The following is an 18,248-nucleotide window of genomic DNA, read 5'->3' on the forward strand; positions in this document are numbered from 1 at the left end:
TCAGCTCAGGACGTCCTTCGTCGTGAAGCGTCCCAGCGCCAGGGCGCCGAAGACGGCGATGTATCCCGCCTGGAGCAACGCGTTGTCCGCGAAGTTGCTCCACGAGATCGGATCGCGCAGCAGATCCGCGAAGCCGAGCCAGTAGTGGGTGAACAGCCACGGGTCGAGGAAGTCGAGCTGCGGCAGCGCGTCGACGATCTGCGCGACGGTCGAGAGGACGATCGTCGCCGCCATCGCGCCGACGGGCACGCTCGTGAGGGTCGAGGCGAAGAGGCCGATCGCGCTGAGCCCCAGCAGCGAGATGGTGACGTAGAGGGCCATCAGCAGCATGCGGCCCGCGTAGTCGCCCAGGCCGATCGTCTGTCCCGAGAGCAACGTGACCGGCCCGACGGGGAACAGGGCCGCGCCCGCGATCGCCCCCACGACGACCACGACGAGCGTGCCGACGAGGCAGAACAGGGCGGCGCCGGCGTACTTCACGAGCAGGAGGCGCACCCGGCCCACCGGGGTGACGAGCAGGTAACGCAGGGTGCCGAGGCTCGCCTCGCCCGCGATCGTGTCGCCCGCGACGACGCCCACCGTCAGGGGCAGGAACAAGGGGATGGCCACCGTGAGCGCGGTGAGCGAGACGAACAGGCCGTTCTGCGTGATGTCGCCGAGGAACGCGGGACCACGTCCTCCCGAGCCGGCGTCGTCGGTCGTCACGCGGACCGCGACGGCGAGCAGGATCGGGATCAGCGCGAGCGCCGCCAGCAGGGCGATCGTGCGGACACGGCGGAACAGGACGACGACCTCGCTGCCGAGCAGCGCGAGCCCGGAACCTCGGCGGGCCACCGCCTCGGGCAGGACGGCGGGCGAGCCGGCCGCGGCTCCGTCGGCGGGTGAGGAGGCGGCGCCCCCGTCGGACGGGATCGGGTCAGCCGGCGACATCGAAGCCCTCCCCGGTCAGGTCGACGAAGCGGTCCTCGAGGCTCGCGCCCGAGACCTCGAAGCCGCGCACCCGCACGTCGGCGGCGACGAGTGCCGCGACGATCGCCTCGGGGGCCAGCCCCTCGACCGTGAGGTCGGCCTCGACGTGCGCTCCCTCGGACGGGGCAGGACCGGCCGAGCCCGGGTCGTCGGGCGCGAGGCCCAGCCGGACGAGCACGTCACGGGCGAGGTCGGGATCGGGCGTGAGCAGGCGCACGCGGTGCGTGCCGAGCGCGCGGAGGTCGCCGAGGGTGCCCTGCGTGAGCAGCCGTCCCGCGCTCATCACGCCGATGTGCGTGCACATCTGCTCGACCTCGGCCAGCAGGTGGCTCGACACCAGGACGGTCGTCCCGTCGTCGGCGAGGGAGCGGATCAGGGCGCGCACCTCCCGGGTACCCTGCGGGTCGAGGCCGTTGCTCGGCTCGTCCAGCACGAGCAGGTCGCGCGGCATGAGGAGCGCGTTCGCGATGCCGAGGCGCTGCTTCATGCCGAGGGAGTAGGCGTGCGCCTTCTTGTCGGCGGCGTGGCCGAGGCCGACGCGGTCGAGCGCGGCCGCGACCCGGGCCTTGCGGGTGCCGCCTGGAGCCCGACGGTCGCCGGAGTCGAGGCGCGTCAAGTTGGCTCGCCCCGAGAGGAACGGGTAGAACGCGGGCCCCTCGACGAGTGCGCCGACTCGGGGCAGCACGTCACGGGCGCGGTCGGGCATGGCGCCGCCGAGCACCCGGATCGAGCCGCTCGTCGAACTGGTGAGGCCCAGCAGCATGCGGATGGTCGTGGTCTTCCCCGAGCCGTTGGGGCCGAGGAACCCGTAGACGCTGCCCCGCGGCACCGCGAGGTCGAGGTCGGCGACGGCCTGCTGGCGACCGAAGGTCTTGCCGAGGCCTACGGTCTGGACGGCGAGGCCGATGTCCGGCCTCGCGTCAGCCCCGTCGCTCACGGCACCTGCTGTCACTCACGGCGTCTGCCGCCCACGTCGCCTGTCGATCACTGCGCGGCGACGGCTGCCTGGAGGGCGTCCGCGTCGACGGCGCCCGCCCACACGCGGCCGTCGTCGCCGACGAACACCGAGACGAGCGAGGTCTGCAGCACCTTGCCGCCGTCGACCGGGGTGAGCACCTGGTCGAGCAGCGCGGAGCCGTCGTCAGAGGACGCGCTCGTCGGCGCGGACTCGCTGGTCGCCGACGGGGCGAGACCGACGATCGTGCTCCAGCCGGAGCCGAGCACGGTCTTCTCCGGTGCCTGGCCGTCGGCGTGGTGGGCGCGAGCGTCGTCGGTGCCGGGTGCGGGGACCTCGGTCACGGCAGCCCCCGCGGGCGGCGTGAAGTCGAAGACGTCGGAGGAGGGGGCGCTGAAGTCGACGGACGTGAAGCCGACCGAGACGGCCGGGTCGGCCTGGCCCTTCGCGGCGACGACGACCTTGAGGGGCACGCCCGTCTCGGAGTCGACGGTCAGCGTCGCGCTGCCGACGAGCGTCGCGGGGTCGTCAGGCGTGAGGACGACCTGGTACGCGGTGCGGCCGGCGACCTTCACGTTGTCGGTCGCGGTGACGGTCGTCGTGGGCTCGACGGCAGAGAGCAGGGCCGAGGCGAGCTCGGCCGGCGTCTGGGGCACGGCGGTGCCGTCGGGCAGGGCGGTGGGCACCTCGGTGACGCTCGTGTCGGGCAGCGTCAGGTGCGACGCCTCCTTCGACTCGGAGTCCCAGGTCCAGACGCTGTCGCCGTCGCGGACGACGTCGCGCTCGGCCAGGTCCTCCACGACCTGCACGCGCTGCTTGTCCGTCCCGTCGACGAAGACCTCCGCGGTGTGGCTACCGGTCAGGAGCTCGAGGGCGTCGCTCGTCGCGTCGCCGGCTCCGCCCTGGCCCTGGAAGCTCGACACGTCGGGCAGGCCCAGGTCGCTCGTCTGCTCGACCGTACCCGAGAACGAGGCGCCGGAACTCGACGCGGCGAGCTCGAGCACCTGCTGGGGAGTCTTCTCGGGCAGCACGACCTCGGCGTTCGCGGCCATCGACGGCACGACGATCCCGGCGGCCACGACCGCGGCCGGGACGACGACGGCGGGGATCCAACGGCTCTGCTTCTTCATGCTGTCCTGTGCCTCTCGTGGCGGCTCGGGGCGGGTCGCGACTGGTCGGCAGGCTACGCGCCGACCCTGGAGACCACTGGGAACTCGGGGGGACGTCACTCGACGTCGAGCGAGGTGGCCGTCCTCCACTCCGGGGTGCCTGACGAGCGCTGCGGCTAGAGCTCGACGACCTCGAACTCGAGCAGGTCGGCACCGGTGGCGACCGGACGGCGAGGTGCCTCGGCGCCCTCGCTGCCCTGGTCGGCCGGTGCGCCGTGGCCGGCCGGGCCACCCTGGCCCGCGGGAGGACCGGCGTGCGCCGCCGCGGCGCCGTCCGCCTGCCAGGCCTGGAACGACTGCTCGTCGGCCCAGGTCGTCACGACGAAGTACCGGGTGTCGCCCGACACCGGGCGGAGCAGCTGGAAGCCCTCGAAGCCGGGAGCGCCGTCGACCGAGTGCTTGCGGGCGGCGAAGCGGGACTCGAGCTCGGAGCCCGAGCCCTCGGGCACGTGGATGGCGTTGATCTTGACGACGGACATGGTGCGGCTCGCTCTCGTTCGGCCCGGCGGGATGCCCGGCGAGGGGTGACGGAAAGGGTTCGGGGCTAGGCGGTCTTCATCACGGTCGCCGTGAAGCCCTGCACGCGCTCGGCCAGGCCGGAGGCGCGCCGTTCGATCTGCTCGGGAGGGTTGAGGTGAGGAGGCGCGACCCTGATGAGCAGGGAGCACGCCAGGTCCTCGCAGATGTACGTGCCGATCGTGTCGCCGTTGGCACCGGCGTCGCCGGCCTTGGGCGCGGTGAAGAGGCGCACCTGGGTCGCGGGCTGCGGCGAGTGGCAGAGCGAGCACATGGCGGCGATGCCGGGCCGCAGCGACGAACCCGACGACCGGACGACGAGCCCGACCGGCTGGTCGTCCATCCAGTGCACGATGTAGCCGCGCTGGTGGGCCTGAGGATCGCGCCAGCCCAGGAACTCGCGCTCGCCCCACAGCATCTCGTGCAGGCCGGGGATGGGGAGCCGGTCGAGGTCGCCCGGCAGGGCGTTCACGAACGACTCACGGATGTCGGTCTCGGTCAGCGGCTTCATGATCGAGCCGAGCCTACGCGTCGCCGCCGACAGCGCGTCGTGACCGTCTCACCCCGGCGTGCGGCCCCTACGCTGGCCCCGTGGTCGACACGGCGGCGGGGAACGGGGCACGGGGCCTGGACGAGGAGGCGGTGGTCGCGCGCCTGAGGGCGGCCGGCTGCGTCTTCGCGGAGGACGAGGCGCGCCTCCTGCTCGAGGCGGCGGCGGCCGGTCCGAGCCTCGAGTCGCTCGTCCTCCGGCGGACGGCGGGCGAGCCGCTCGAGCAGGTGCTCGGCTGGGCGGCCTTCGACGGGCTCCGCCTCGTCGTCGAGCCGCGCGTCTTCGTGCCGAGACGCCGCACCGAGCTGCTCGTGCGGCTGGCCGACGCGGCGCTCGCCGGCGCCGTGCCCGCCGACGCGGCACCTGTCCTCGTCGAGCTGTGCTGCGGGGTCGGTGCGGTCGCGGTCGCGCTGCTCCGCCGCCGCCCCCTGCTCGACGTGGTCGCCGCCGACCTCGATCCCGTCGCCGTGCGCTGCGCCCGCCGCAACCTCGGCGAGCGGGCGACGGTCGTCGGGGGCGACCTCTTCGCCGAGCTCCCCGCACGGCTGCGCGGCCGGGTGGACGTGCTGATCGCGAACGCGCCGTACGTGCCGACGGCCGCCATCGCGACGATGCCCTCCGAAGCCCGCCTCCACGAGTCCGTCCTCGCCCTCGACGGCGGGGCGGACGGCCTCGACCTGCACCGGCGGATCGCCGCCGGGGCCGCGGAGTGGCTCTCGCCGACGGGCACGCTGCTGATCGAGACGAGCGAGCGCCAGGCCGAGGCCACGGCCGCCCTGTTCGCGGCCGCGGGCCTCGACGTGTCGGTCGAGCGGGACGACGACCTCGACGCCACGGCCGTGAGTGCGACCTGGCCGCCCGCCTGACCTCGCCGATCGGGCCTAGACGTCGACCGGCGAGACGAGGTCGACCACGGGCGACTCGGGCGTCCCCGAGATCTGGCAGGTGAACGCCGCCTCGACCCGGCCGTCGGCGAGGTGCCCGAAGCGCACCTCGGCGACCGCGCCCGAGTCCGAGTCGCGGACGTCCGCCTCCTCGTAGGCCCAGACGTCATCGAGCGGGGGCAGGTCCGGGTACTCGGCCCTGACCGCGGCGACGCAGGCGTCCCAGGCGGGCGGCGCCTCGTGCGCCTCGGCCGTCGACGGCGCCGGGGGAGTCGTGGTCGGCAGCGGCGTCGCGGTCGCGTCGGGCCCGGTCGTCGTCACGATACCGGGCGTGGCCGCGGCGCCGGGCTCGGCGTCGGTCCCGGCGCAGCCCGCCAGCAGCAGCGTGACGGCGAAGGCGGCGGTGACCAGTGAGACGGTCTTGGTGGGCACGGCGCGCTCCAGGTGACGGGACGGGCGTCGGCGGGCGCCGACGGAGGTCGAGGAGGCTCAGACTAACCGCACGGAGGCACCACGGAGGTCGAGGGTGCAAGCTGGTTCGATGACCGCTACAGAGAACCGCGAACCGACCGCCCTCGAGCAGGCCATCAGCAAGGGACAGGCAGGAGAGGGCGACATGAACGCCGTCCTGGCCGAGTTCGTCAACGCGCAGGTCGTCGTGGCCACCGCCGTGGACGCCCAGGACAGCCTGACCGATCTGCAGCCGGTGTTGTTCGACCGCGAGGGCACGCCGATGCTGGCGGCCTTCACGCACCCCGACATGATCGGCGAGCAGGTCAAGGGCGTCGCCGAGTACCAGGCCACGATCCCCGCCGCCGAGCTCGTGCAGGCGATCCCCGCGCAGACCGGTCTCGTCGTGAACCCCGGCAACCGCGAGGGCTTCGAGATGCTGCCCGAGGGCGTCGCGCAGCTGGCGAACGACGTCCGCGAGCTCGTCGCCGCGCACCAGGCCGCCGGGTCGCCCGAGCCGGGCCAGCCCGCACAGCCCGCCTCCTAGCCCGAGCCCCCCTCCAGGACGCCCCGATCGTGCCTCACGGTCGGGGCGTCCGTCGTCGCCTCCCGAAACACCGCTGTCACATGCCCGCTGTAGGGTGAGCGGCACAACAGAACACCGGGCCACGAACACGTCGCGGGAGAGCCCCGGAGCGCACGCCGATGCGCCGCCGGGCACCGAAGGAGCAAGCTCCCCGCCAATCTCTCAGGTACCGCGTACCGCGACGGACTGGCCACTCTGAAAAGCAGGGGGCACCTGCCGGAGGCGCGCGAGCGTCGCCGGCACCGCCTCCTCGCCCACGGTGAAAGTCGGCCCTCGTGGCCGGCGAAGCTCTCAGGCCCATGACAGAGGGGGTGCACGACCGCGGCTCTGCCGTGCCGTGCGCGTCCCCGTCGTGCAGGTGCTGCACGACGCCGATCCCGGCCGAGTCACCTGGCGCCGGGCCGTTCCCCCAGGAGTCCGCAGATGTCCGACGCATCCTCGAACCTGCCCGCCGCCCCCGGCCCCGACGACGCCGACCTCCGCGACGACGCCGACCTGCGCGACGACGCCGACCTGCGCGACGGCCCCGCCGGGACGACCGGCGACCTGCCCCTCGCCGACGACGGCACCGGGGGCGTCGCGACCGCCGACGGCGCGCCCCTCGACCTCGTCGACGCGGTCGACGCCGAGGCCGTCGCCGACGAGCATGAGGAGCGCCTCAGCCCCCTGCACGAGGTCCACGTCGCCGCCGGTGCCAGCTTCACGGACTTCGCCGGCTGGCAGATGCCCGTCCGCTACAGCTCCGACCTGGCCGAGCACCACGCGGTGCGCACCGCCGCCGGGCTGTTCGACCTGTCGCACATGGCCGAGATCGCCGTCGTCGGTCCCGACGCCGGGGCGTTCCTCGACGCGGCGCTCGCGGGCACCCTCTCGACCATCGCGGTCGGCCGGGCCAAGTACTCGTTGCTGCTCAGCCCCGAGGGCGGCATCGTCGACGACCTCGTCGTCTACCGCCTCGACGAGCACGACTACCTCGTCGTCGCCAACGCCTCGAACCGCGACGCCGCCTTCGGCGCCCTCGCGAGCCGTGCGCACGGCTTCGACGTCACGGTCGACGACGAGAGCGACGACACCGCGCTCATCGCGATCCAGGGCCCCGAGGCCGAGGGCGTCCTCGACGAGCTGGTCACCGCCGACCGGCTGCAGCCCGACGCGCCCCTGTCGACCCTGCGCTACTACCGCGTCCTCCAGGGCACCTTCGACGACGCCCCCGTGCTGATCGCCCGCACCGGCTACACCGGAGAGGACGGTTTCGAGCTCTACCTCGCGCCCGAGCTCGCCCCCGACCTGTGGCGTGCCCTCGCCGAGGCAGGCGCCCCGCGCGGCCTCGTCCCCGCCGGGCTCGCCAGCCGCGACACGCTCCGCCTCGAGGCGGGCATGCCGCTCTACGGCCACGAGCTGGGCCTCGACGTGCGCCCCGCGCAGGCCGGCCTCGGCCGCGTCGTCGACACCTCGAAGGAGTTCGTGGGCAAGGCGGGCGTCGAGCCTGCCCCTGCGGCCCGCGTGCTCGTCGGCCTGACGCTCGAGGGCCGACGTGCCGCGCGGGCCGGCTACGCGGTCGTCACCGACGACGGCACCGTCGTCGGCGAGGTCACGAGCGGCGCCCTCTCGCCCACGCTCGGCCACCCCGTCGCCATGGCGTTCGTCGACCCCGACGTCGTCGACCGCGGCCCCGCGCTGGCCGTCGACGTCCGCGGCACCGCGATCCCCGCTGCCGTCGTGTCGCTGCCGTTCTACAAGCGCGCCTGACCTGCTCCCGCAGGCCCGCCTCCTCGTTCCTTCCTCAGCCCCGCCCAGCCTCAGCCCTCGCCTCCTCGGCGCCCCTGCCTCCTCGAAAGGACCGGCCATGACCGATCTCACCGCCCTGCAGTACACCTCCGAGCACGAGTGGCTGCTCATCGACGGCGACACCGCGACGGTCGGCATCACCGACTACGCCGCCGAGAAGCTCGGCGACGTCGTCTACGTCGACCTGCCCGCCGAGGGCACGGAGGTCGAGACCGGCAAGGTCGTCGGCGAGATCGAGTCGACCAAGTCGGTCGGCGAGCTCTACGCCCCCGCCCTCGGCACCGTGCTCGAGGCCAACCAGGCCGTCGTCGACAGCCCCGACCTCGTCAACAGCGACCCGTTCGGCGAGGGCTGGCTGATCAAGATCACCCTGTCGAGCACCGACGGCCTGTCCCTCCTCTCGCGCGACGAGTACGTCGCCCTCACCGCCGAATGAGCGACGCGCAGGGGTCCGTCTTCGGCGACTGGTCCGACCGGGCCGCCACCGGCTTCGTCGACCGCCACGTCGGCACCACCGCCGCCGACCAGGCGGCCATGCTCGAGCTGCTCGGCCACGACAGCGTCGAGTCCCTCGTCCGTGCCGCCGTGCCGGACAGCATCCACGCCGAGCCCGTCGACGCCTCGGTGCTGCCGGCGCCGATCGGCGAGAAGGAGGCGCTGGCCGAGCTCCGCGCGCTCGCCGACCGCGGCCGCCCCTCGCGCAGCATGATCGGCCTCGGCTACTACGACACCGTCACGCCTGCCGTGATCCAGCGCAACGTGCTCGAGAACCCGAGCTGGTACACGGCCTACACGCCGTACCAGCCCGAGATCTCGCAGGGCCGGCTCGAGGCGCTCATCAACTTCCAGACGATGGTCTCCGAGCTGACCGGCCTCACCACGGCCAACGCGTCGATGCTCGACGAGGGCACCGCCGTCGTCGAGGGCATGCTGCTCGCCCGTCGTGCCTCGAAGGCGCGCACCGACGTCTTCGTCGTCGACTCCGACGCGCTGCCGCAGACGAAGGCCCTGCTCGCCGGGCGTGCCGAGGCCGTGGGCATCGAGCTCGTCGAGCTCGAGCTCTCCAGCGTCGACCCGGCCGAGATCCCCGACGCCTTCGGCGTGTTCGTGCAGTACCCCGGTGCCTCCGGCTGCGTCTGGGACCCGGAGGCGGTCGTCGCCGCCGTCCACGCCGCCGGCGGCCTCGCGGTCGTCGCCGCCGACCTGCTCGCGATGACGCTGCTCCGTCCGCCCGGCGAGTTCGGGGCCGACGTCGCCGTCGGCACGAGCCAGCGCTTCGGCGTGCCGATGGGCTTCGGCGGGCCGCACGCCGGCTACATGGCCGTCCGCACGGGGCTCGAGCGCCAGCTGCCCGGCCGTCTCGTCGGTGTCTCGCAAGACGTCGAAGGCCACCCGGCCTACCGGCTCAGCCTGCAGACCCGCGAGCAGCACATCCGTCGTGAGAAGGCGACGTCGAACATCTGCACCGCTCAGGTGCTGCTCGCCGTGATGGCCTCGATGTACGCCGTGTACCACGGCCCGTGGGGGCTCCGGCACATCGCCTCGCGCGTCCACGCGCACGCCGCCGACCTCGCGGCCGCCGTGCGCGCGAGCGACCTCGAGCTCGAGAGCGACGTGTTCTTCGACACCCTCCAGGTCTTCGTGCCCGGCCGGGCGGACGAGATCGTCGCCGCCGCGCACGCTCGCGGCTACCTGCTCTGGGCCGTCGACGCCGACTGCGTCCGGCTGTCGCTCGACGAGACCACGACGCGCGACGACCTCGAGGTCGTCGCTGACGTGCTCGGGGTCGCCCTGCCCGCGGCGTCGCCCGCAGGCGGCGGCGAGGCGCGCGACGAGCGCGACGCGGTGCTGCCGGAGGGCCTCCGCCGCACCTCCGACTTCCTGACGCACCCGGTCTTCCGCACGCACCGCAGCGAGACCAGCATGATGCGCTACCTCAAGCACCTCGCCGACAAGGACTACGCGCTCGACCGCGGCATGATCCCGCTCGGCAGCTGCACGATGAAGCTCAACGCCGCGACCGAGATGGCGGCCGTGACGTGGCCCGAGTTCGCGGCCGTGCACCCGTTCGCGCCGGCCTCCGACGTCGAGGGCTACCTCGAGATGATCGGCCAGCTCGAGGGCTGGCTGGCCGAGGTCACGGGCTACGACACGGTCTCGCTGCAGCCCAACGCCGGCAGCCAGGGCGAGCTCGCCGGCCTGCTCGCGATCCGCGGCTTCCACCTCGCCGCCGGCGACACGGCCCGCACCGTGTGCCTCATCCCGCAGAGCGCGCACGGCACGAACGCGGCCAGCGCCGTGCTCGCAGGGCTCCGCGTGGTCGTCGTGGCGTGCAACGAGCAGGGCGACGTCGACCTCGGCGACCTGCGTGCCAAGGTCGAGCAGCACCGTGACGAGCTCGCGGCGCTGATGATCACGTACCCGTCGACGCACGGCGTCTACGAGCACGACATCCGCGAGGTCACCGACGCGGTGCACGCGGCCGGCGGCCAGGTGTACGTCGACGGCGCGAACCTCAACGCGCTGCTCGGCTTCGCCCGGTTCGGCGACTTCGGCGGAGACGTCTCGCACCTGAACCTGCACAAGACGTTCTGCATCCCGCACGGAGGCGGCGGTCCCGGTGTCGGGCCCGTGGCGGCCAAGGCCCACCTCGCCCCGTACCTGCCCGGCCACCCCCTGGCGCAGCAGGCCGACCGTCGCACGGGTGCCGAGCCCGCCGGGGCCGGCGAGCGGCTCGCCCACGCGGGCGTCCCCGTGTCGAGCGCCCCCTACGGGTCGCCGAGCATCCTGCCGATCAGCTGGGCGTACGTCCGCATGATGGGCACCGAGGGGCTCGCCGCGGCGACGGGCGCCGCGGTCCTCTCGGCGAACTACGTGGCGGCGCGGCTGCGCGACCACTTCCCGGTGCTGTACGCGGGAGAGAACGGGCTCGTCGCACACGAGTGCATCCTCGACCTGCGACCGCTCCGCGACGCCACGGGCGTGACCGTCGACGACGTGGCCAAGCGCCTCATCGACTACGGCTTCCACTCGCCGACGATGTCGTTCCCGGTCGCCGGCACGCTGATGGTCGAGCCGACCGAGAGCGAGGACCTCGCCGAGATCGACCGCTTCGTCGACGCGATGATCGCCATCGCCGGCGAGGCCGCCGACGTGGCGTCGGGCCGCTTCACCGCCGAGTCGAGCCCCCTGCGGGGCGCGCCCCACACGGCCGAGTCGGTCATCTCGGGGGAGTGGACCCGCGAGTACAGCCGCGACGAGGCCGTGTACCCGGTCCGCACCCTGGTGCGCGGCAAGTACTGGCCGCCGGTCCGCCGCATCGACCAGGCCTGGGGCGACCGCAACCTGTTCTGCGCGTGCCCGCCGGTCGAGGCCTTCGCCTGAGCTGGCCCGCTCCGCACGTCGAGCCGTGACGCAGGGAGCCGCCCGGTCGCTGATCCCGTCGGCGACCCGGGCGGCTCCCTCCTGGTCCCCGCGGGTGCCGGCCCCTGAGCGGCGCGGACGGCGCCGGCGTGACGGGGGCCGTCCCGGATGACACCCGGGGGACGGTCGAGGAGGTGCGTGTGGAGTTGTCGAGTCCGTTCGACCCTCGAGACCATGACACGCTCCCCCCGAACGGGTGTCAAGGGGTGCCGGGAGCCGACGAGGCAAGTCGGCGCAGATCGGCGTCGGCGTGGCCGGGGGAGGCCATGCCTCTCGTCCGGCCCGCCGCCTCCTCGGGTCAGCTCGGCAGGCCGAAGGCGGCCGGGAACGTCGTGGCCGCCCACGGGTAGCCGACGAACACGGCCGCGTCCATCAGGAGGTGCGCGACGACCAGCGGGAGCACCCGGCCGGTCCGCGTGTAGAGCCAGCCGAAGACGAGCCCCATCACGACGTTGCCGACGAAGGCCCCGAAGCCCTGGTACAGGTGGTAGCTGCCGCGCAGCAGGGCGGCGGCGACGATGATCGGCCAGGTGCGCCAGCCGAGGTCGCGCAGCCGGGCGAAGAGGTACGCGACGACGATGACCTCCTCCGTCACGCCGGCCCTGAGCGCCGAGAGCAGCAGCACGGGCACCGTCCACCACTCGGCGGCGAGGTCGGTCGGGATGACGGTCACGGTCAGGTCGAGGGCCTTGCCGACGAGGTAGAGCCCGATGCCCGGGATGCCGATGGCGAGGGCGAGCCCGGCACCGCCGAGCACGTCGCGGCCGGCGCGGGAGAAGTCGACCCCGAGGCGGCCGAGGTGCGGGCGGGCCTCGTTCCACAGCAGGTAGGCGACGAGTGCCACAGGGACGAGGTCGACGGCGATGCCCACCAGCTGGTAGATCAGGTCGAAGACCGGCCGGTCGCTGAGCGAGGAGTTGAGCGTCGCCGTCTGCTGCGACAGCGACTCGTCGCGGGTCAGCCGGTTGGCGATCGACAGCACCGAGTACACGGCCGAGGCGCCCAGCGACAGCCCGAGCACGATCGCGATCTCGACCCGGAGGCGCGCCCTGCCAGGTCGACCCGGCCCCGTCTCGAGAGGCCCTGCCATCCCGTCGCGTGGCCTCGGCCCCGGCGTTGCCGGTAGCGTGTCGTCTCTGTCGCTCACGCGCTGATCGTACGGGACGCTCCCGCCGGCAGCGGATGATACCCGGCAGGTGTCTGATTTCTCGCAGCGGATCCTTGCGCTCTTCGCAGCCGTGGCGCAACAGATCGCCCACGGACGCAACTATCCGGCAAGTTGGTTTCCGTCGTGTAACCGTTCCCCCAGGGGTTTGGAGATGGCTGAGCCCGGTGCTTAGGGTGACTGCATCCAACGCGGCGAGGCTCATGGGGGCCCCGCTGCGTCCTTTCCCGCATCAGGAGGAACATTGAAGAAGACGCGCATGGGCCTCGGGGCCATCGCCGTCGTGGGGACGGCAGCACTCGTCCTCACGGGCTGCGCCAGCGGTGGGGACTCGGGCGACAGTGGCTCGGGCGACTCCAGCGCCATCATCACCACCAACGGCAACGAGCCTCAGAACCCGCTCGTCCCCTCGAACACCACCGAGGTCGGCGGCGGCAAGATCATCGACTCCGTGTTCGCGGGCCTCGTCTCGTACAACGCCGACGGCGAGTCCGAGATGGACGCGGCCGAGTCGATCGAGTCGGACGACAACCAGCTCTGGACCATCACGCTCAAGGACGGCCAGACCTTCACCGACGGCACCCCGGTCACGTCCGAGTCGTTCACGAAGGCCTGGAACTGGGCCGCTCAGGTCTCCAACGCCCAGAGCGCCTCGTACTTCTTCGACAACATCGCCGGCTACGACGCCGAGGCCGACAGCGACCTCCAGCTCGAGGTCGTCAGCGACACCGAGTTCACGGTCGAGCTGTCCGCGCCCGCCGCCGACTGGCCCCTCCGTCTCGGCTACTCGGCCTTCTCGCCGCTGCCCGAGTCGTTCTACGACGACGTCGACGCGTTCGGCGAGAACCCCGTCGGCAACGGCCCCTACAAGCTCGAGAGCGAAGGCGCCTGGACCCACAACCAGGACATCAAGCTCGTCACCAACCCCGACTACGACGGACCGCGCAAGCCCGTCAACGGCGGCCTGACGATCACGTTCTACACCACGCAGGACGCGGCCTACGCCGACGCGCTGTCGGGCAACCTCGACATCCTCGACGCCGTTCCCGACGCGCAGTTCGCGTCGTACCAGAGCGACTTCCCGGACCGCTTCGCCAACCAGCCCGCGGCGATCTTCCAGTCGTTCACCATCCCGCAGTACCTCGAGCACTTCGACGGCACGACGGAGGAGGGCAAGCTCCGCCGCCAGGCGATCTCGCTCTCGATCAACCGTGACGACATCACCGACGTCATCTTCCAGGGCACCCGCACGCCGGCCAAGGACTTCACGTCGCCGGTCATCGACGGTTACTCGGACGACCTCGAGGGCTCTGACGTGCTCTCGTACGACGCGGACAAGGCCAAGGAGCTGTGGGCCGAGGCCGACGCCATCTCGCCCTACGGCGACACGACGTTCACCCTCGCCTACAACGCCGACGGCGGCCACCAGAACTGGGTCGACGCCGCGACGAACAGCATCTCCGACACTCTCGGCATCAAGGCCGAGGGTCAGTCCTACCCGACCTTCGCCGAGCTGCTCGACGACGAGGACAACGACGCCATGACCGGCGCCTTCCGTTCCGGATGGCAGGCCGACTACCCGTCGCTGTACAACTTCCTCTCGCCGCTGTACCAGACCGGTGCCGGCTCGAACTACGGCCGCTACACCAGCACCGAGTTCGACGGTCTCCTCGCCGAGGGCTCCGCCGCCTCGTCGGCGGACGACGCGACCGCCGACTTCCAGAAGGCACAGGAGGTCCTCTTCCAGGACCTGCCCGTCGTCCCGCTGTGGTACTCGAACGTCACGGGCGTCTGGGCCGACACGGTCAGCAACGTGGAGTTCGGCTGGAACTCGGTGCCCCTCTTCTACGAGGTCACCAAGAACTAGTCGCACCGAGAGCGGCGTAGCCTCTCTCCTCGTCCCCGGGGGGTCCGGGCAGGTCATCCTGTCCCGGGCCCCCCGAAGGGCGTCCACCTCTTCCTCCACACGATTGCGACATCCATGCACGCGCAGAAATCCGAGGCGGCCTGATGCTCTGGTACACCGGCCGGCGCCTCCTCCAGCTGATCCCCGTCTTCTTCGGGGCGACGTTCCTCATCTACTTCATGGTCTTCGCCCTGCCGGGCGACCCCGTCGCGGCGCTCTTCGGCGAGAAGCAGCCGAGCCCGGCGGTCATCGAGGCCATCCGCGCCCAGTACAACCTCGACAAGCCGTTCATCGTGCAGTATTTGCTCTACGTGGGCGGACTCTTCACCGGTGACCTCGGCACCACGTTCTCCGGCCGACCCGTCATCGACGAGCTGATCCGTGCCTTCCCGATCACGTTCCGCCTCGCGATGCTCGCCCTCCTGTTCGAGTCCGTCGCCGGCATCCTGGTCGGCCTCGTCGCCGGCCTCCGCAAGGGCAAGATCTTCGACAACAGCGCGCTGGTCGTGTCGCTGCTCCTCATCTCGGTGCCCACGTTCGTCATCGGCTTCGTGCTGCAGTACGTCTTCGGCATCCAGCTCGGCCTGTTCCGCACCACGGTCAGCTCGCAGGCTCCGTGGAACGAGCTCGTCCTGCCCGCGATCGTGCTGGCGTCGGTGTCGTTCGCCTACATCGTGAGGCTCACCCGCGCCTCCGTGTCCGAGAACATGAGCGCCGACTTCGTCCGCACGGCGACGGCCAAGGGCCTGACTCGACGACGCGTCGTCGGCGTGCACATCCTGCGCAACTCGCTCGTCCCTGTCGTCACCTACCTGGGCGTCGACATCGGCTCGCTCATGGTCGGCGCGATCGTCACCGAGGGCATCTTCAACATCCAGGGCGTGGGAGGCACCGTCTACCGTGCCATCACCCTCGGCGAGGGTCCCACCGTCGTCTCGTTCGTGGCCGTGATGGTCATCATCTTCATGCTGGCCAACCTGCTCGTCGACCTGCTCTACGCCGTTCTCGACCCGAGGATCCGCTATGCCAAGTAACCCGACCCCCGGTCTCTCGCCCGACCACTACGTCGCCCCCCTCGAGGAGACCCCGCTCAAGGCGGTCGACGCCGTCGACGAGTCCGAGAAGCCCCGTTCGAGCTGGAACGACGCGTGGGACGCGATGAAGACGCGCCCGCTGTTCTGGATCTCCGCGGTGCTGATCCTGCTCGTCATCGTCGTCGCGGTCTTCCCGCAGCTGTTCACGTCGACGTCGCCGACCAGCGGCGCGAACCTCCAGTCCAGCAACGGCGGGCCCGAGGCCGGTCACCCCATGGGCTTCACCCTGCAGGGCCTCGACGTCTTCGCCCGGGTGATCTACGGCACCCGCGCCTCCCTGACCGTCGGCCTCCTCGCCACGGTCATCGTGACGATCGTCGGCATCGTGATCGGCTCCCTCGCCGGCTACTACGGAGGCTGGCTCGACGCGATCGTCTCGCGGATCGGCGACATCTTCTTCGCCATCCCCACCGTGCTCGGCGCCATCGTGCTCATGTCCGTGCTGCCCTCGCGCACGCCGCTGACCGTCGCTCTCGTGCTGTCGCTCTTCGCCTGGCCGCAGATCGCGCGCATCATGCGCGGCTCGGTGCTCGGCGCGAAGAGCAGCGACTACGTGATGGCCTCGACGGCTCTCGGCGTGTCACGTTTCCGCATCCTCGTGCGCCACGTCGTGCCGAACGCGATCACCCCGGTGATCGTCGTCGCGACCGTGTCGCTCGGCACGTTCATCGTGGCGGAGGCGACGCTGTCGTTCCTCGGCATCGGCCTGCCTCGTGGCGTCATGTCCTGGGGCAACGACATCAACGCCGCCCGGTCGTCCCTGCGCGTCGCGCCCATGCCGCTGATCTGGCCGGCCGCCGCGCTGAGCCTGACCGTGTTGTCGTTCCTGATGATGGGCGACGTCGTGCGCGACGCCCTCGACCCGAAGGCGAGGGCCCGTCGATGAGCGACACCTCCACCCGACCCGCCCAGGCGGCCACCGCCTCCGGCGCGACCCCCCTGCTCGAGATCAAGGGCCTGAAGATCGGGTTCCGCACCCAGTCGGGCTATGTCGACGCCGTCCGCGGCGTGGACTTCACCATGATGCCGGGCGAGCGCCTCGCCATCGTGGGCGAGTCCGGCTCGGGCAAGTCGACCACCGCGACCTCGATCATCGACCTGCTGCCCGGCACCGGAGAGGTCACGGGCGGTCAGATCCTCTTCGAGGGCAAGGACCTCACGAAGGCCTCCGCCGCCGAGATGCAGGCGATCCGCGGGCGCGACATCGGCTACGTCCCGCAGGACCCGATGTCGAACCTCAACCCCGTGTGGAGCATCGGCTTCCAGGTCGAGGAGGCGATCCGTGCGAACGGCGTCGCCACCGGCAAGCAGGCGGTGCGGCAGCGAGCGATCGAGGTGCTGCAGGAGGCAGGGCTCGGCGACGCCGACCAGCGCCTCAAGCAGTTCCCCCACCAGTTCTCGGGCGGCATGCGCCAGCGCGTGCTGATCGGGATCGGCCTCTCGTCGCACCCGAAGCTGCTCATCGCCGACGAGCCGACCTCGGCCCTCGACGTGACCGTGCAGCGGCGCATCCTCGACCACCTCGAGACGCTGACGCGCGACTACGGCACCTCGGTGCTCTTCATCACGCACGACCTCGGCCTCGCGGCCGAGCGTGCCGAGAAGCTCGTGGTCATGTACAAGGGCCGCGTGGTCGAGTCCGGTCCCTCGAAGGAGATCCTGGCCAACCCCCAGCACCCCTACACGAAGCGCCTCGTGGCGGCGGCGCCGAGCCTCGCCAGCCGTCGGATCCAGTCGACGATCGAGCCCACCCACAGCCACGCGGGCGAGGTCAGCGACGAGGGCGCCGACGACGCGGACCTGATCGCCCGTGCCCGTCAGCGCGAGGAGCTCGGCCGCACGAACGCCGAGTTCATCAAGGTCGAGAACCTCTCGAAGGTCTACGCGATCCGCCAGGGCGGCTTCAAGACCACCGAGCTGCGGGCCGTCGACGACGTCTCGTTCTCGATCCCGCGCGGCACGACGACGGCTCTCGTCGGCGAGTCGGGCTCGGGCAAGTCGACCGTGGCCAAGCTGGTGCTGCAGCTCGAGGGCATCACCTCGGGCACCGTGGCGATCGACGGCCAGAGCGTGGGGGCGCTGAAGGGCTCGGAGCTCTTCGGGTTCCGTCGCCGCGTGCAGCCGGTCTTCCAGGACCCGTACGGCTCGCTCGACCCGATGTACAGCGTCGGCAACACGATCGCCGAGCCGCTCGTCACGCACGGCATCGGCGACCACAAGAGCCGCCAGGCCCGGGTGCACGAGCTGCTGAACCAGGTCTCGCTGCCGGTGTCGATGATCAACCGCTACCCGGGCGAGCTCTCGGGCGGTCAGCGTCAGCGCATCGCGGTGGCGCGCGCGCTCGCGCTCAAGCCCGACGTGATCGTGCTCGACGAGGCCGTCTCGGCCCTCGACGTGCTCGTGCAGGGGCAGGTGCTCGACCTGCTCACCGACCTGCAGACCGAGCTGGGCCTGACGTACCTCTTCATCACGCACGACCTCGCGGTCGTCCGGCTCATCGCCGACAACGTCTGCGTCATGCAGAAGGGCCGCATCGTCGAGTCGGGCACCACCGACGAGATCTTCGCGAACCCGTCGCAGCAGTACACCCGCGAGCTGCTCGAGGCCATCCCGGGTGCGCAGTTCGAGTTCGGCCGCTGAGCGGCTGACGCCCTGAGCGGCTGACGCATCGATCAGCCCGCCTGTGGAGGGGCCTTCCGACCGTGCCGAGAGCACGGGGGAGGGCCCCTTTACCACGTGCCGTAGACTGTTCCCGCCGGGCTTCGTCCCGACCACTTCCCCCTGACTCTTCTC

General features: G+C 71.8%; 16 protein-coding genes and 1 riboswitch. Of the genes, 9 read left to right on the plus strand and 7 right to left on the minus strand.

Annotated elements, in window-relative coordinates; genetic code table 11:
- From EDF18_RS12610 to EDF18_RS12630, 5 genes are all read right to left on the minus strand, one after another.
- Entirely contained in the window at positions 1–930 is a 930-nt protein-coding gene (locus EDF18_RS12610; protein ID WP_123548106.1) for an ABC transporter permease, read from the minus strand.
- Positions 917–1,906, minus strand: a complete 990-nt coding sequence (locus tag EDF18_RS12615) for an ABC transporter ATP-binding protein (protein WP_199732430.1) — start codon at positions 1,904–1,906, stop codon at positions 917–919. Before EDF18_RS12615 ends, EDF18_RS12610 begins: the two co-directional genes overlap by 14 nt.
- 47 nt (positions 1,907–1,953) lie before the next feature.
- Positions 1,954–3,054 (minus strand): outer membrane lipoprotein carrier protein LolA, encoded by a 1,101-nt coding sequence (locus EDF18_RS12620; protein ID WP_123548108.1) that lies wholly within the window; start codon positions 3,052–3,054, stop codon positions 1,954–1,956.
- Between the two features lie 155 nt (positions 3,055–3,209).
- Positions 3,210–3,572: an antibiotic biosynthesis monooxygenase gene (locus EDF18_RS12625; protein ID WP_123548109.1), complete on the minus strand. Its 363-nt coding sequence runs from the start codon at positions 3,570–3,572 to the stop codon at positions 3,210–3,212.
- Positions 3,573–3,637: 65 nt separating this feature from the next.
- Positions 3,638–4,120, minus strand: a complete 483-nt coding sequence (locus EDF18_RS12630; RefSeq protein WP_123548110.1) for an FBP domain-containing protein — start codon at positions 4,118–4,120, stop codon at positions 3,638–3,640.
- 80 nt (positions 4,121–4,200) lie between these two features.
- Between EDF18_RS12630 and EDF18_RS12635 the strand changes: the two genes are divergently transcribed.
- Complete coding sequence (locus EDF18_RS12635) at positions 4,201–5,025, plus strand: putative protein N(5)-glutamine methyltransferase (protein ID WP_233569125.1); 825 nt, start codon at positions 4,201–4,203, stop codon at positions 5,023–5,025.
- A 15-nt stretch (positions 5,026–5,040) separates the two neighbouring features.
- On the opposite strand, the gene EDF18_RS12640 is transcribed toward EDF18_RS12635, so the two are convergent.
- Positions 5,041–5,475: a hypothetical protein gene (locus EDF18_RS12640; RefSeq protein ID WP_123548111.1), complete on the minus strand. Its 435-nt coding sequence runs from the start codon at positions 5,473–5,475 to the stop codon at positions 5,041–5,043.
- A 109-nt stretch (positions 5,476–5,584) separates the two neighbouring features.
- Here EDF18_RS12640 and EDF18_RS12645 point away from each other — a divergent pair, with 109 nt between their 5' ends.
- From EDF18_RS12645 to gcvP, 4 genes are all read left to right on the plus strand, one after another.
- Entirely contained in the window at positions 5,585–6,040 is a 456-nt protein-coding gene (locus EDF18_RS12645; protein ID WP_123548112.1) for an SseB family protein, read from the plus strand.
- Positions 6,041–6,163: 123 nt separating this feature from the next.
- Positions 6,164–6,268: riboswitch (glycine riboswitch) on the plus strand.
- Between the two features lie 234 nt (positions 6,269–6,502).
- On the plus strand, positions 6,503–7,828 hold the full coding sequence (gcvT, locus tag EDF18_RS12650) for a glycine cleavage system aminomethyltransferase GcvT (RefSeq protein WP_123548113.1): 1,326 nt from the start codon (positions 6,503–6,505) through the stop codon (positions 7,826–7,828).
- Positions 7,829–7,925: 97 nt separating this feature from the next.
- The gene (gcvH, locus tag EDF18_RS12655; RefSeq protein ID WP_123548114.1) at positions 7,926–8,303 is read left to right on the plus strand and encodes a glycine cleavage system protein GcvH; all 378 of its coding nucleotides are present in this window, start codon (positions 7,926–7,928) and stop codon (positions 8,301–8,303) included.
- Positions 8,300–11,251: an aminomethyl-transferring glycine dehydrogenase gene (gene gcvP, locus EDF18_RS12660; protein ID WP_123548115.1), complete on the plus strand. Its 2,952-nt coding sequence runs from the start codon at positions 8,300–8,302 to the stop codon at positions 11,249–11,251. Before gcvH ends, gcvP begins: the two co-directional genes overlap by 4 nt.
- A gap of 337 nt (positions 11,252–11,588) precedes the next feature.
- Here the strand turns inward: gcvP and EDF18_RS12665 are convergent, their stop codons facing one another.
- Positions 11,589–12,380 carry a CPBP family intramembrane glutamic endopeptidase gene (locus EDF18_RS12665; protein WP_123548116.1) on the minus strand — a complete coding sequence of 264 codons (792 nt, stop codon included), beginning with the start codon at positions 12,378–12,380 and terminating at the stop codon, positions 11,589–11,591.
- Positions 12,381–12,699: 319 nt separating this feature from the next.
- Between EDF18_RS12665 and EDF18_RS12670 the strand changes: the two genes are divergently transcribed.
- From EDF18_RS12670 to EDF18_RS12685, 4 genes are all read left to right on the plus strand, one after another.
- Positions 12,700–14,322: an ABC transporter substrate-binding protein gene (locus EDF18_RS12670; RefSeq protein ID WP_123548117.1), complete on the plus strand. Its 1,623-nt coding sequence runs from the start codon at positions 12,700–12,702 to the stop codon at positions 14,320–14,322.
- A gap of 143 nt (positions 14,323–14,465) precedes the next feature.
- Positions 14,466–15,395: an ABC transporter permease gene (locus EDF18_RS12675; RefSeq protein WP_123548118.1), complete on the plus strand. Its 930-nt coding sequence runs from the start codon at positions 14,466–14,468 to the stop codon at positions 15,393–15,395.
- The gene (locus tag EDF18_RS12680) at positions 15,385–16,341 is read left to right on the plus strand and encodes an ABC transporter permease (protein ID WP_123548119.1); all 957 of its coding nucleotides are present in this window, start codon (positions 15,385–15,387) and stop codon (positions 16,339–16,341) included. Before EDF18_RS12675 ends, EDF18_RS12680 begins: the two co-directional genes overlap by 11 nt.
- Entirely contained in the window at positions 16,338–18,095 is a 1,758-nt protein-coding gene (locus EDF18_RS12685; RefSeq protein WP_123548120.1) for an ABC transporter ATP-binding protein, read from the plus strand. Before EDF18_RS12680 ends, EDF18_RS12685 begins: the two co-directional genes overlap by 4 nt.
- Positions 18,096–18,248: the final 153 nt, after the last annotated feature.

The sequence above is a fragment of the Frigoribacterium sp. PhB107 genome (genome assembly GCF_003751515.1).
GTDB lineage: Bacteria > Actinomycetota > Actinomycetes > Actinomycetales > Microbacteriaceae > Frigoribacterium.

Excerpts from the sequence above, each read along its gene's own strand:
- gcvP (WP_123548115.1), top strand. The coding sequence starts at position 8,300 with ATGAGCGACGCGCAGGGGTCCGTCTTCGGCGACTGGTCCGACCGGGCC.
- EDF18_RS12685 (WP_123548120.1), top strand. The coding sequence starts at position 16,338 with ATGAGCGACACCTCCACCCGACCCGCCCAGGCGGCCACCGCCTCCGGC.
- gcvT (WP_123548113.1), top strand. The coding sequence starts at position 6,503 with ATGTCCGACGCATCCTCGAACCTGCCCGCCGCCCCCGGCCCCGACGAC.
- gcvH (WP_123548114.1), top strand. The coding sequence starts at position 7,926 with ATGACCGATCTCACCGCCCTGCAGTACACCTCCGAGCACGAGTGGCTG.
- EDF18_RS12645 (WP_123548112.1), top strand. The coding sequence starts at position 5,585 with ATGACCGCTACAGAGAACCGCGAACCGACCGCCCTCGAGCAGGCCATC.
- EDF18_RS12675 (WP_123548118.1), top strand. The coding sequence starts at position 14,466 with ATGCTCTGGTACACCGGCCGGCGCCTCCTCCAGCTGATCCCCGTCTTC.
- EDF18_RS12610 (WP_123548106.1), bottom strand. The coding sequence starts at position 930 with ATGTCGCCGGCTGACCCGATCCCGTCCGACGGGGGCGCCGCCTCCTCA.
- EDF18_RS12625 (WP_123548109.1), bottom strand. The coding sequence starts at position 3,572 with ATGTCCGTCGTCAAGATCAACGCCATCCACGTGCCCGAGGGCTCGGGC.
- EDF18_RS12620 (WP_123548108.1), bottom strand. The coding sequence starts at position 3,054 with ATGAAGAAGCAGAGCCGTTGGATCCCCGCCGTCGTCGTCCCGGCCGCG.
- EDF18_RS12630 (WP_123548110.1), bottom strand. The coding sequence starts at position 4,120 with ATGAAGCCGCTGACCGAGACCGACATCCGTGAGTCGTTCGTGAACGCC.
- EDF18_RS12665 (WP_123548116.1), bottom strand. The coding sequence starts at position 12,380 with ATGGCAGGGCCTCTCGAGACGGGGCCGGGTCGACCTGGCAGGGCGCGC.
- EDF18_RS12680 (WP_123548119.1), top strand. The coding sequence starts at position 15,385 with ATGCCAAGTAACCCGACCCCCGGTCTCTCGCCCGACCACTACGTCGCC.